This is a genomic window from Streptomyces sp. NPDC012466, assembly GCF_042955215.1.
Classification (GTDB): domain Bacteria; phylum Actinomycetota; class Actinomycetes; order Streptomycetales; family Streptomycetaceae; genus Streptomyces.
Map to the genome: position 1 here is coordinate 128,813 of NZ_JBIBEQ010000013.1, position 12,475 is coordinate 141,287.

A 12,475-nucleotide genomic window follows, 5' to 3' on the forward strand; every position below is an offset into this window, starting at 1 on the left:
GCCACACGTCATGGGACTCGAAGAAAAGCTGCCGAGCGGCTTCCTGCTGACCACCGTCGAGCAGGCCGCGGGCTGGGTACGCAAGGCCTCGGTCTTCCCCGCCACGTTCGGCCTCGCCTGCTGTGCCATCGAGATGATGACCACCGGCGCGGGCCGCTACGACCTGGCGCGCTTCGGCATGGAGGTCTTCCGGGGCTCGCCGCGCCAGGCGGACCTGATGATCGTCGCCGGCCGGGTGAGCCAGAAGATGGCGCCGGTTCTGCGGCAGGTCTACGACCAGATGCCGAACCCCAAGTGGGTGATCTCCATGGGGGTCTGCGCCTCGTCCGGCGGCATGTTCAACAACTACGCGATCGTCCAGGGCGTCGACCACATCGTGCCGGTCGACATCTACCTCCCCGGCTGCCCGCCACGGCCGGAGATGCTGATGGACGCGATCCTCAAGCTCCACCAGAAGATCCAGAGCTCCAAGCTCGGCGTGAACGCCGAGGAAGCGGCCCGCGAGGCGGAGGAAGCGGCGCTCAAGGCGCTGCCCACCATCGAGATGAAGGGGCTGCTGCGGTGAGCGAAGCGAACGGCAACGGGGTCAACCCGGAGAAGGACCTTTCCGCGGAGAACCTCCCGGGCCAGCGCGGCCAGGGCGGCGAGGAGATCCGCGTCCAGCGCGGCATGTTCGGCGCCAACAACGGCGGCGACACCTCCGGCTACGGCGGCCTGGTCCGCTCGGTCCGGCTCCCGGGACCGGCGGCCCGCCCCTACGGCGGCTGGTTCGACGAGGTCGCCGACGAGCTGGAGGGCGCGCTGGAGGAACAGGGCCTGGTCCCCGGCAACGCCATCGAGAGGACGGTCGTCGACCGCGATGAGCTGACCTTCCACATCGAGCGCGAGCACCTCGTCCGCGTCGCCCGCACCCTGCGCGACGACCCGGCCCTGCGCTTCGAGCTGTGCACCGGCGTCAGCGGTGTGCACTACCCGAACGACAAGGGGCGCGAGCTGCACGCCGTCTACCACCTGCGCTCGATCACCCACAACCGGGTGATCCGCCTGGAGGTCAGCGCCCCCGACAGCGACCCGCACATCCCGTCGCTGTTCTCGGTCTATCCGACGAACGACTGGCACGAGCGCGAGACGTACGACTTCTTCGGAATCGTCTTCGACGGCCACCCGGCCCTGACGCGGATCATGATGCCGGACGACTGGCAGGGCTTTCCGCAGCGCAAGGACTATCCCCTCGGCGGCATCCCCGTCGAGTACAAGGGCGCCCAGATCCCGGCTCCGGACCAGCGGAGGTCGTACTCATGAGCACTTCGCACGCCTCCCCTCGCGAGACCACCGAGGGCACCGTATATACGGTCACCGGCGGCGACTGGGACGACGTCGTCCAGTCCGCGGCCCGCGCCGACGACGAGCGCATCGTCGTCAACATGGGACCGCAGCACCCGTCCACGCACGGCGTGCTCCGCCTGATCCTGGAGATCGAGGGCGAGACCGTCACCGAGGCCCGCTGCGGAATCGGTTACCTGCACACCGGCATCGAGAAGAACCTCGAGTACCGGACGTGGACGCAGGGCACCACCTTCGTGACGCGCATGGACTACCTGACGCCGTTCTTCAACGAGACGGCGTACTGCCTCGGCGTCGAGAAGCTCCTCGGCATCGAGGACCAGATCCCGGACCGGGCCTCGGTCATCCGCGTGCTCCTGATGGAGCTGAACCGGCTCTCCTCGCACCTGGTGTGCATCGCCACCGGCGGCATGGAGCTCGGCGCGACCACGATCATGATCTACGGATTCCGTGATCGTGAACTCATTCTCGACATCTACGAGCTGATCACCGGCCTGCGGATGAACCACGCGTACATCCGCCCCGGCGGACTCGCCCAGGACCTGCCGCCCGGCGCGGTGGACCAGATCCGCGAGTTCGTGAAGAAGATGAAGAAGAACCTCCCGGAGTACGACAAGCTCGCCACCGGGAACCCCATCTTCAAGGCCCGTATGCAGGACGTCGGCTACCTCGACCTGGCCGGCTGCATGGCCCTCGGCGCCACGGGCCCGATCCTGCGCTCCACCGGCCTGCCCCACGACCTGCGCAAGGCGCAGCCGTACTGCGGCTACGAGACGTACGACTTCGACATCCCGACCGCCGACACCTGCGACTCCTACGGCCGCTTCCTCATCCGCCTGGAGGAGATGCGCCAGTCCCTCCGGATCGTCGAGCAGTGCCTGGACCGGCTCCAGCCCGGCCCGGTCATGGTCGCCGACAAGAAGATCGCCTGGCCCGCCCAGCTCGCCCTGGGTCCCGACGGGCTCGGCAACTCCCTCGACCACATCAAGAAGATCATGGGCACGTCCATGGAGGCCCTGATCCACCACTTCAAGCTGGTCACCGAGGGCTTCCGCGTCCCGCCGGGACAGGCGTACGCGGCGGTCGAGTCGCCCAAGGGCGAACTCGGGGTGCATGTCGTCTCCGACGGCGGCACCCGCCCCTACCGGGTCCACTTCCGCGACCCGTCCTTCACCAACCTTCAGGCCATGGCGGCGATGTGCGAGGGCGGCCAGGTCGCCGACGTCATCGTCGCCGTCGCGTCCATCGACCCCGTGATGGGAGGCGTCGACCGGTGACCACCTCATCTTCCGAGCGGGGCGTCAGCCTGGGCATGCCCGAACTGCCCGCACCCGCCTACCCGGACGATGTCCGGGCCCGCCTGGAGACGGACGCGCGCGACATCATCGCCCGCTACCCCGACTCCCGGTCCGCCCTCCTGCCGCTGCTGCACCTCGTGCAGTCCGAGGAAGGGCACGTCACGCGCACCGGCATGCGGTTCTGCGCGGACGTACTCGGCCTGACCACGGCCGAGGTCACCGCGGTCGCCACCTTCTACACCATGTACCGCCGCCGGCCGAGCGGCGACTACCAGGTCGGGGTGTGCACCAACACCCTGTGCGCCGTGATGGGCGGGGACGCGATCTTCGAGGAGCTCCAGGAGCACCTCGGCGTCGGCAACGGCGAGACCACCGGCGACGGCAAGGTCACCCTGGAGCACATCGAGTGCAACGCGGCCTGCGACTTCGCGCCGGTCGTGATGGTCAACTGGGAGTTCTTCGACAACCAGACCCCCGCCAGCGCCAAGAGCCTCGTCGACGACCTGCGCGCGGGACGGCCGGTCACGCCCACCCGCGGGGCGCGCATGTGCACCTTCAAGGAGACCGCCCGGGTCCTGGCCGGCTTCCCCGACGAGCGGGACGGGGCCGTGGAGTCCGGGGGAAGCGCGGGGCCCGCCTCCCTGGTCGGTCTCAAGCTCGCCAAGGGCGAGGCCTCTCCCGCGCGCGTGGTGCACCCGCGCGGTGAGGCGGCCCGCACCGGGGCACCGCACGAGCCGTCACCGACGGAGCACTTGAGCTCGCACGACGCGCCGCAGGACACATCGGCCTCCGACCCTGCCCATCCGGCCGGGCCCACCGCCGAGGAGGGGGAGTGATGACCTTGGCACCCGAGCTGAAAGACACCAGCCCCGAGAAGCTGCTCGCACCGGTGCTGTCGGCCTTCTGGGACGAGGACAGGTCCTGGACGCTGGACGTCTACCGCCGGCACGACGGGTACGAAGGGCTGCGCAAGGCGCTCGCCATGTCGCCGGACGACCTGATCGCGTACGTCAAGGACTCCGGTCTGCGCGGGCGCGGCGGCGCTGGATTCCCCACGGGCATGAAGTGGCAGTTCATTCCCCAAGGGGACGGCAAGCCGCACTATCTCGTCGTCAACGCCGACGAGTCGGAGCCCGGGACGTGCAAGGACATCCCGCTCCTCTTCGCGAACCCGCACAGCCTCATCGAGGGCATGATCATCGCGTGTTACGCCATCAGGTCGTCGCACGCCTTCATCTATCTGCGTGGTGAAGTCGTCCCCGTGCTGCGGCGGTTGCACTCCGCCGTGCGCGAGGCCTACGAGGCGGGCTTCCTCGGCGAGAACATCCTCGACAGCGGACTCGACCTCGACATCACCGTGCACGCGGGCGCGGGCGCGTACATCTGCGGTGAGGAGACCGCACTGCTGGACTCGCTCGAAGGCCGCCGGGGCCAACCACGGCTCCGTCCCCCCTTCCCTGCCGTCGCGGGCCTCTACGCGTGCCCGACTGTGGTGAACAACGTCGAATCGATCGCGTCGGTTCCCGCGATCCTGCAGCGGGGCAAGGAATGGTTCCGGTCGATGGGGAGTGAGAAGTCGCCCGGCTTCACCCTCTACTCCCTCAGCGGCCATGTCGCCAGCCCCGGCCAGTACGAGGCGCCGCTCGGGATCACGCTCCGCCAGCTCCTCGACATGAGCGGCGGGATGCGCCCCGGGCACCGCCTCAAGTTCTGGACGCCGGGCGGCTCCTCGACCCCGATGTTCACCGACGAGCACCTCGACGTCCCCCTCGACTACGAAGGAGTGGGCGCCGCGGGTTCCATGCTCGGCACCAAAGCCCTCCAGTGCTTCGACGAGACGACCTGCGTGGTCCGTGCCGTCACCCGCTGGACCGAGTTCTACGCCCACGAGTCCTGCGGCAAGTGCACGCCCTGCCGCGAAGGGACCTACTGGCTCGTGCAGCTGCTGCGCGACATCGAGGCCGGCAAGGGACAGATGTCCGACCTCGACAAGCTGAACGACATCGCCGACAACATCAACGGCAAGTCCTTCTGCGCCCTCGGCGACGGTGCCGCCTCGCCGATCTTCTCCTCGCTCAAGTACTTCCGCGAGGAGTACGAGCAGCACATCACGGGCCGGGGATGCCCCTTCGACCCGGCCAAGTCGACGGCCTGGGCCGACCGCACGGAGGTGAACGCATGACCGTGACCACCAGCTCTCCCTCCGGTGGGGGAGAAGCGGCGGTCCCGCCGGAGGACCTCGTGTCGCTGACGATCGACGGCGTGGAGATCAGCGTGCCCAAGGGCACCCTGGTCATCCGGGCCGCCGAGCAGCTCGGCATCGAGATCCCCCGGTTCTGCGACCACCCCCTGCTCGACCCGGCCGGCGCCTGCCGCCAGTGCATCGTCGAGGTCGAGGGCCAGCGCAAGCCCATGGCGTCCTGCACCATCACCTGCACCGACGGGATGGTGGTCAAGACCCACCTCACCTCCCCGGTCGCGGAGAAGGCCCAGAAGGGTGTGATGGAGCTCCTGCTCATCAACCACCCGCTGGACTGCCCGGTCTGCGACAAGGGCGGTGAGTGCCCGCTGCAGAACCAGGCCATGTCGCACGGCGACGCCGAGTCCCGCTTCGAGGGCCGCAAGCGGACCTACGAGAAGCCCGTGCCGATCTCCACGCAGGTGCTGCTCGACCGTGAGCGGTGCGTGCTGTGCGCCCGCTGCACCCGGTTCTCCAACCAGGTCGCGGGCGACCCGATGATCGAGCTGATCGAGCGGGGCGCGCTCCAGCAGGTCGGCACCGGCGAGGGCGATCCGTTCGAGTCGTACTTCTCCGGCAACACCATCCAGATCTGCCCGGTCGGCGCGCTGACCTCGGCGGCGTACCGATTCCGCTCCCGCCCCTTCGACCTGGTCTCCTCCCCGTCGGTGTGCGAGCACTGCTCCGGCGGCTGCGCCACGCGCACCGACCACCGGCGCGGCAAGGTCATGCGGCGGCTCGCGGCGAACGACCCCGAGGTCAACGAGGAGTGGATCTGCGACAAGGGGCGGTTCGGGTTCCGGTACGCGCAGCAGCGCGACCGGCTCGAGACGCCGCTGGTGCGCAACGCCGAGGGCGAGCTGGAACCGGCCTCCTGGCCCGAGGCGCTGCAGATCGCGGCCCAGGGGCTGCTGGCCTCCCGGGGCCGCACCGGCGTCCTGACCGGCGGCCGCCTCACCGTCGAGGACGCCTACGCGTACAGCAAGTTCGCGCGCGTGGCGCTCGACACCAACGACATCGACTTCCGGGCGCGCGTGCACAGCAGCGAGGAGGCCGACTTCCTCGCGGCCGAGATCGCCGGGCGCGGCCGGGACCTCGACGGCACGGGCGTCACGTACACCGCGCTGGAGAAGGCACCGGCCGTCCTGCTGGTCGGGTTCGAGGCGGAGGAGGAGGCGCCCGGCGTCTTCCTGCGGCTGCGCAAGGCCTGGCGGGGGCACGGGCAGAAGGTCTACTCCCTGGCCACGCACGCCACGCGCGGTCTGGAGAAGGCCGGTGGCACGCTGCTGCCGGCCGCGCCCGGCACCGAGACCGAGTGGCTGGACGCGCTCGCCAGCGGCGCCGGCCTGGAGGACGACGGTGCGCTCGCCGCCGAGGCGCTGCGCGCCGAGGGCGCGGTCATCGTCGTCGGCGAGCGGCTGGCCGCCGTGGCCGGCGGGCTCACCGCCGCCGCACGCACGGCCTCGTCGACCGGCGCCCGGCTGGTGTGGATCCCGCGCCGGGCCGGGGAGCGCGGCGCGATCGAGGCGGGCGCGCTGCCGTCGCTGCTGCCGGGCGGACGCCCGGCCACCGACCCGCGCGCGCGGGACGAGGTCGCCGCCGTCTGGGGCGTCGCCGGTCTCCCGCACCGCTACGGCCGTGACACCGGCCAGATCGTGGAGGCCGCCGCGACCGGAGAGCTCCAGGCGCTGCTGGTGGCGGGCGTGGAGGTCGCCGACCTGCCCGACCCGGCACGCGCGCGTGCCGCCCTGGACGAGGTGGGCTTCCTGGTCTCCCTCGAACTGCGGCCCAGCGAGATCACCCGCAAGGCCGACGTCGTCCTGCCCGTTGCCGCGGTCGCCGAGAAGGCCGGCACCTTCCTCAACTGGGAAGGCCGGATCCGCTTCTTCGAGGCCGCGCTCAAGCCCGACCAGATGACCCGCAGCTCCGCGCCCACCGACGCGCGCGTGCTGCAGATGCTGGCCGACGCCATGGACGTCCACCTCGGACTGCCGGACCTGCGCACCGTGCGCGGCGAGATCGACCGGCTCGGCGCCTGGGACGGCCCGCGGGCCGGTGAGTCCCTGGAGACCGCGGCCGCGCTGCCGAGGCCGGCCGTCGGTGAAGCCGTACTCGCGGGGCACCGGCTGCTGCTCGACCAGGGCCTCCTCCAGCAGGGCGACGAGGCACTCGCCGGAACCCGGCACGCGGCACGCGCGCGGGTGTCGTCCGCGACGGCCGCCGAGGCGGGCGTCAAGGACGGCGACCTGCTCGCGGTGACCGGCCCCCGGGGAGTGGTGGAACTCCCCCTCCAGATCAGCGACATGCCCGACCGGGTGGTGTGGCTCCCGCTGAACTCCGCCGGCGGCGGCGTCGCCTCCGACACCGGGGCGCGGCCCGGCGCCCTCGTCCGCATCGGTCCGGCGACGCTCGCCGGCGAGGCCCCCAAGGAGGTGGAGGCATGAGCCCGTACCTCGCCGCTGAAGACCTCTCGATGTTCGGCACCGACCCCTGGTGGCTGGTCGTCATCAAGGCGGTGTTCTGCTTCGCCTTCCTGATGGTGACCGTCCTGGTCTCCATCGTCATGGAGCGCAAGGTCGTCGCCTGGATGCAGCTGCGCATCGGCCCGAACCGGCACGGTCCCTGGGGCATGCTCCAGTCGCTCGCCGACGGCATCAAGCTGATGCTGAAGGAGGACGTGATCGTCAAGCGCGCGGACAAGGTGGTGTACGTCCTCGCGCCGGTCATCGCGGCCATCCCGGCCTTCATGGCGATCGCGGTGATCCCCTTCGGTCCGGCCGGCAACGAGATCTCGATCTTCGGCCAGCGCACCACGATGCAGCTCACCGACCTGCCGATCGCGATGCTCTACATCCTCGCGGTCGCCTCGGTCGGTATCTACGGCATCGTCCTGGCGGGCTGGAGCTCCGGCTCGACGTACCCGCTGCTGGGGGGCTTGCGCTCCTGCGCGCAGATGATCTCCTACGAGATCGCGATGGGTGCCGCCTTCGCCTCCGTGTTCCTCTACTCGGGGTCGATGTCGACCTCGACGATCGTCGAGCAGCAGGCCGACCGCTGGTACATCGTGCTGCTGCCGGTCTCCTTCATCATCTACATCGTGACGATGGTCGGCGAGACCAACCGCGCCCCCTTCGACATGCCCGAGTCCGAGGGTGACCTGGTCGGCGGTTTCAACACCGAGTACTCGTCGATCAAGTTCGCGATGTTCATGCTCGCCGAGTACGTCAACATGGTGACCGTCTCGGCCGTCGCCACCACGCTGTTCCTCGGCGGCTGGCGCGCCCCTTGGCCCATCAGCACCTTCTGGGAGGGCGCCAACCACGGCTGGTGGCCGCTGCTGTGGTTCACGGTCAAGGTCCAGCTGCTGCTGTTCATGTTCATCTGGATCCGCGGCACCCTCCCGCGCGTCCGCTACGACCAGCTGATGAAGCTCGGCTGGAAGGTCCTCATCCCGGTCTCGCTGGTGTGGCTGATGCTCGTGGCGAGCGTGCGGGCCTTCAGGAACGAGGGCTACGACTTCGCCGACATCGCCCTCTACGTGGGCGGCGGCGTCCTCGCCCTGCTGCTGCTCTCCTTCGTCGCCGACATGTTCCGCGAGAAGGCCAAGAAAGCCGAACAGCCGGCCGAGACCCCGGCCGCCTTCGACCCGATGGCGGGCGGATTCCCCGTACCGCCCCTGCCCGGACAGGAACTTCCGCCGGTCCCGCGCCGTCGCTCGCGCCGTGAGCGGGAGCTGATTGTCAGTGGCGGGCCCGATACTCAGAGTGACGGACCTCTGGGCGGAACTACGGATGGAAAGGAGGCGTCCGATGGCTGAGGAACTCGAGCGTTCGAAGGCTGAGGAACCCAAGGACACCAAGCCCGGTTTCCAGAACCCCGTGGCCGGCTTCGGCGTGACCTTCAAGGCCATGTTCAAGAAGCGGCTGACCGAGCAGTACCCGGAGCAGCAGAAGACCACGGCTCCGCGCTTCCACGGACGGCACCAGCTCAACCGCCATCCGGACGGCCTGGAGAAGTGCGTCGGCTGTGAGCTGTGCGCCTGGGCCTGTCCCGCCGACGCCATCTACGTGGAGGGCGCGGACAACACCGAAGAGGAGCGCTACTCGCCGGGCGAGCGGTACGGCCGCGTCTACCAGATCAACTACGCCCGCTGCATCCTGTGCGGTCTGTGCATCGAGGCCTGCCCCACCCGCGCGCTCACGATGACCAACGAGTTCGAGCTGGCCGACTCCAGCCGCGCCAACCTCATCTACACCAAGGAGCAGCTGCTCGCCGGTCTCGAGGAGGGCATGGTCGACTCGCCCCACGCCCTCTACCCGGGGACGGACGAACAGGACTACTACCGGGGCCTGGTGACGGAGGCCGCTCCCGGCACCGAGCGGCAGGTCGCCCACTCCAAGGGCGAGGTCGTGCAGGAGGCCGACTCGACCTTCGGCGGGACGGAACCGGCGTCGGGGAAGGTGGCCGGCCGATGACCACCCAGCTCGCCGCCTACTCCACCTCCACCGGAGAGGCCGTCCAGTTCTGGATCCTCGGCACCGTCGCGGTGATCGGCGCCCTGTGCACCATCCTCATGAAGAGGGCCGTGCACAGTGCGCTCTGCCTCGCCGGAACCATGATCATCCTGGCGGTGTTCTACCTCGCCAACGGCGCCTACTTCCTGGGCGTCGTGCAGATCGTCGTCTACACCGGCGCGATCATGATGCTGTTCCTGTTCGTGGTGATGCTCGTCGGCGTCACCGCGGCGGACTCCCTGAAGGAGACCATCAAGGGCCAGCGATGGCTGGCGCTGCTGTGCGGGCTCGGCTTCGGCGTCCTGCTGATCGCCGGGATCGGCAACGCGTCCCTGACGGAGTTCAACGGCACCGGCCAGGCGAACGCCGGGGGCAACGTGGAGGGCCTGGCCGCCCTCCTCTTCACCAAGTACGTCTTCGCCTTCGAGATCACCGGCGCCCTGCTCATCACGGCCGCCGTCGGCGCCATGGTGCTCACCCACCGCGAGCGCACCGAGCGTGCCAAGACGCAGCGCGAACTCTCCGAGGAGCGCGTCCGCGAAGGCAAGCAACTGCCGCCGCTGCCGGCGCCCGGCGTGTACGCCCGGCACAACGCGGTCGACATCGCGGGCCTGCTGCCCGACGGCACCCCGTCCGACCTCACCGTCAGCAAGACGCTGCGCGAGCGCGGCCAGATCCGCGACGTGTCGCAGGAGGCGCTCAACGACCTCAAGGCCCTGGAGCAGCGGTCCGAGGAGCGTCTGGAGCGCAGGGTGGTCGGGCCGGCGAAGTTCCAGCGGTCCGAGGAGGCGTCGAAGTGAACCCGGTCAACTACCTCTATCTCGCGGCCCTGTTGTTCACGATCGGCGCCACCGGCGTGCTGATCAGGCGCAACGCGATCATCGTGTTCATGTGCATCGAGCTCATGCTCAACGCCTGCAACCTCGCGTTCGTCGCCTTCTCCCGGATGCACGGCAACCTCGACGGCCAGATCATCGCCTTCTTCACGATGGTCGTCGCCGCCGCCGAGGTCGTGGTCGGGCTCGCGATCATCGTGTCCCTGTTCCGTGCCCGCCACTCGGCCTCGGTCGACGACGCCAGCCTGATGAAGCTGTAAGGGGTCGGAAGAATCGTGGAGAACCTCATTGCGCTGCTGGTGGCGGCGCCCCTGCTCGGAGCGGCGGTCCTGCTGTGCGGCGGACGGCGGCTGGACGCCGTCGGCCACTGGATCGGCACCCTGCTCGCGGCCGTCTCCTTCGTGCTCGGCCTGGCGCTGTTCACCGACATGCTGGGCCAGGACGCCGAAAACCGCGTCATGAGCCAGCACCTGTTCAGCTGGATCCCGGTGGAGGGCTTCCAGGCGGACGTCGCCTTCCAGCTCGACCAGTTGTCCATGACGTTCGTGCTGCTGATCACGGGCGTCGGATCGCTGATCCACCTGTACTCCGTCGGGTACATGGAGCACGACGAGCGGCGCCGCCGCTTCTTCGGCTATCTGAACCTGTTCCTCGCGGCGATGCTGATCCTCGTCCTCGCCGACAACTACCTGCTGCTGTACGTCGGCTGGGAGGGCGTCGGTCTCGCCTCCTACCTGCTGATCGGCTTCTGGCAGCACAAGCCCAGCGCGGCCACGGCCGCGAAGAAGGCCTTCCTGGTCAACCGCGTCGGCGACATGGGCCTGTCCATCGCGATCATGCTCATGTTCCTGTGGTTCGGCACCTTCGCCTTCGGGCCGGTGCTCGGCGGTCACGGGGAGGCCGGGCTGGCCGGCGCCGCCGGTGAGGACAAGCTGACCGCGATCGCGCTGATGCTGCTGCTCGCCGCGTGCGGCAAGTCCGCCCAGGTGCCGCTGCAGTCCTGGCTCGGAGACGCCATGGAGGGCCCGACCCCGGTCTCGGCCCTCATCCACGCCGCGACCATGGTGACGGCGGGCGTCTACCTGATCGTCCGCTCCGCGGCCGTCTTCAACGGCGCCCCGGACGCGCAGCTGGTCGTCACCATCGTCGGCGCGGTCACGCTCCTGTTCGGTGCGATCGTCGGTTGCGCGAAGGACGACATCAAGAAGGCCCTGGCCGGCTCGACCATGTCGCAGATCGGCTACATGATCCTTGCCGCGGGCCTCGGCCCCATCGGCTACGTCTTCGCGATCATGCACCTGGTGACGCACGGCTTCTTCAAGGCCGGTCTGTTCCTCGGCGCCGGTTCCGTCATGCACGGCATGAACGACGAGGTCGACATGCGCCGCTACGGCGGACTGCGCAAGTACATGCCCGTCACCTTCGTCACCTTCGGCCTCGGCTACCTGGCCATCATCGGCTTCCCGGGCCTGTCCGGGTTCTTCTCCAAGGACAAGATCATCGAGGCGGCGTTCGCCAAGGGCGGCACCGAGGGCTGGATCCTCGGCGCCTGCGCCCTGCTCGGCGCGGCCGTCACGGCGTTCTACATGACGCGCGTGATGCTGATGACGTTCTTCGGCGAGGAGCGGTGGCGCCACGCCCCGACGCCGTCCCCGGCCGAGCCGAGCGCGGAGCCCGCAGCCGAGACGCGCGGCGAGTACACCCCGCCGCATCCGCACGAGTCGCCGAAGGTCATGACGATCCCGATGATCGTGCTGGCCATCGGGTCGGTGGCCGGAGGTGCGTTCTTCAGCATCGGCGACCGGTTCCTGCACTGGCTGGAGCCGATCACCGGGCACAGCCACGGCAACCCGCCGATCAGCGCGGGCGTGGTCACCGGCGCGACCGTCGCGTGCATGGTCGTCGGCGTCGCCCTCGCCTGGGCCCAGTACGGCCGCCGCCCGGTCCCGGCCGTCGCCCCGCGCGGCTCCCTGCTCACCCGGGCCGCCCGGCGCGACCTGCTCCAGGACGACTTCAACCACGTCGTCCTGGTCCGCGGCGGCGAGCACCTCACGCGGTCCCTGGTCTACGTCGACCACACCCTGGTCGACGGCGTCGTCAACGGCACGGCGGCCTCGGTCGGCGGCCTCTCCGGGCGGATGCGCAGGCTGCAGAACGGCTTCGCCCGCTCCTACGCGGTCTCGATGTTCGGGGGTGCGGCGGTCATCGTCGCCGCGACCCTGCTGATGAGGGCGGTCTGATACC

At 69.7% G+C, this 12,475-nt stretch carries 11 protein-coding genes; all 11 read left to right on the forward strand.

Annotated features, from left to right (window positions below):
• The first annotated feature begins 10 nt into the window (after positions 1 to 10).
• From ACFY9E_RS36215 to nuoL, 11 genes are read left to right on the forward strand one after another with little or no spacing between them, the layout of a single operon-like run.
• Positions 11 to 565, forward strand: a complete 555-nt coding sequence (locus tag ACFY9E_RS36215) for an NADH-quinone oxidoreductase subunit B family protein (RefSeq protein WP_007383964.1) — start codon at positions 11 to 13, stop codon at positions 563 to 565.
• Complete coding sequence (locus tag ACFY9E_RS36220; RefSeq protein ID WP_390991813.1) at positions 562 to 1,302, forward strand: NADH-quinone oxidoreductase subunit C; 741 nt, start codon at positions 562 to 564, stop codon at positions 1,300 to 1,302. The genes ACFY9E_RS36215 and ACFY9E_RS36220 overlap by 4 nt, the downstream gene beginning before the upstream one ends.
• Complete coding sequence (locus ACFY9E_RS36225; RefSeq protein WP_390991815.1) at positions 1,299 to 2,621, forward strand: NADH-quinone oxidoreductase subunit D; 1,323 nt, start codon at positions 1,299 to 1,301, stop codon at positions 2,619 to 2,621. The genes ACFY9E_RS36220 and ACFY9E_RS36225 overlap by 4 nt, the downstream gene beginning before the upstream one ends.
• Positions 2,618 to 3,478: an NADH-quinone oxidoreductase subunit NuoE gene (gene nuoE, locus ACFY9E_RS36230; RefSeq protein ID WP_390991818.1), complete on the forward strand. Its 861-nt coding sequence runs from the start codon at positions 2,618 to 2,620 to the stop codon at positions 3,476 to 3,478. Before ACFY9E_RS36225 ends, nuoE begins: the two co-directional genes overlap by 4 nt.
• Entirely contained in the window at positions 3,478 to 4,824 is a 1,347-nt protein-coding gene (gene nuoF, locus ACFY9E_RS36235) for an NADH-quinone oxidoreductase subunit NuoF (RefSeq protein WP_390991821.1), read from the forward strand. The genes nuoE and nuoF overlap by 1 nt, the downstream gene beginning before the upstream one ends.
• Positions 4,821 to 7,325 (forward strand): NADH-quinone oxidoreductase subunit G, encoded by a 2,505-nt coding sequence (locus ACFY9E_RS36240; protein ID WP_390991824.1) that lies wholly within the window; start codon positions 4,821 to 4,823, stop codon positions 7,323 to 7,325. The genes nuoF and ACFY9E_RS36240 overlap by 4 nt, the downstream gene beginning before the upstream one ends.
• Positions 7,322 to 8,698 (forward strand): NADH-quinone oxidoreductase subunit NuoH, encoded by a 1,377-nt coding sequence (gene nuoH / locus ACFY9E_RS36245; protein ID WP_390991827.1) that lies wholly within the window; start codon positions 7,322 to 7,324, stop codon positions 8,696 to 8,698. Before ACFY9E_RS36240 ends, nuoH begins: the two co-directional genes overlap by 4 nt.
• Positions 8,691 to 9,356: an NADH-quinone oxidoreductase subunit NuoI gene (gene nuoI / locus ACFY9E_RS36250; RefSeq protein ID WP_390991830.1), complete on the forward strand. Its 666-nt coding sequence runs from the start codon at positions 8,691 to 8,693 to the stop codon at positions 9,354 to 9,356. The genes nuoH and nuoI overlap by 8 nt, the downstream gene beginning before the upstream one ends.
• Positions 9,353 to 10,195, forward strand: a complete 843-nt coding sequence (locus tag ACFY9E_RS36255; RefSeq protein ID WP_390991833.1) for an NADH-quinone oxidoreductase subunit J — start codon at positions 9,353 to 9,355, stop codon at positions 10,193 to 10,195. Before nuoI ends, ACFY9E_RS36255 begins: the two co-directional genes overlap by 4 nt.
• Complete coding sequence (gene nuoK / locus ACFY9E_RS36260) at positions 10,192 to 10,491, forward strand: NADH-quinone oxidoreductase subunit NuoK (protein ID WP_142160720.1); 300 nt, start codon at positions 10,192 to 10,194, stop codon at positions 10,489 to 10,491. Before ACFY9E_RS36255 ends, nuoK begins: the two co-directional genes overlap by 4 nt.
• A 15-nt stretch (positions 10,492 to 10,506) precedes the next feature.
• Positions 10,507 to 12,471, forward strand: coding sequence for an NADH-quinone oxidoreductase subunit L (gene nuoL / locus ACFY9E_RS36265; protein WP_390991836.1), 1,965 nt, complete (start codon positions 10,507 to 10,509; stop codon positions 12,469 to 12,471).
• Positions 12,472 to 12,475: the final 4 nt, after the last annotated feature.

Coding starts and splice junctions, on each gene's coding strand:
- ACFY9E_RS36215 (WP_007383964.1), top strand. CDS start 11: ATGGGACTCGAAGAAAAGCTGCCGAGCGGCTTCCTGCTGACCACCGTC.
- ACFY9E_RS36225 (WP_390991815.1), top strand. CDS start 1,299: ATGAGCACTTCGCACGCCTCCCCTCGCGAGACCACCGAGGGCACCGTA.
- nuoF (WP_390991821.1), top strand. CDS start 3,478: ATGACCTTGGCACCCGAGCTGAAAGACACCAGCCCCGAGAAGCTGCTC.
- ACFY9E_RS36240 (WP_390991824.1), top strand. CDS start 4,821: ATGACCGTGACCACCAGCTCTCCCTCCGGTGGGGGAGAAGCGGCGGTC.
- nuoH (WP_390991827.1), top strand. CDS start 7,322: ATGAGCCCGTACCTCGCCGCTGAAGACCTCTCGATGTTCGGCACCGAC.
- nuoI (WP_390991830.1), top strand. CDS start 8,691: ATGGCTGAGGAACTCGAGCGTTCGAAGGCTGAGGAACCCAAGGACACC.
- ACFY9E_RS36255 (WP_390991833.1), top strand. CDS start 9,353: ATGACCACCCAGCTCGCCGCCTACTCCACCTCCACCGGAGAGGCCGTC.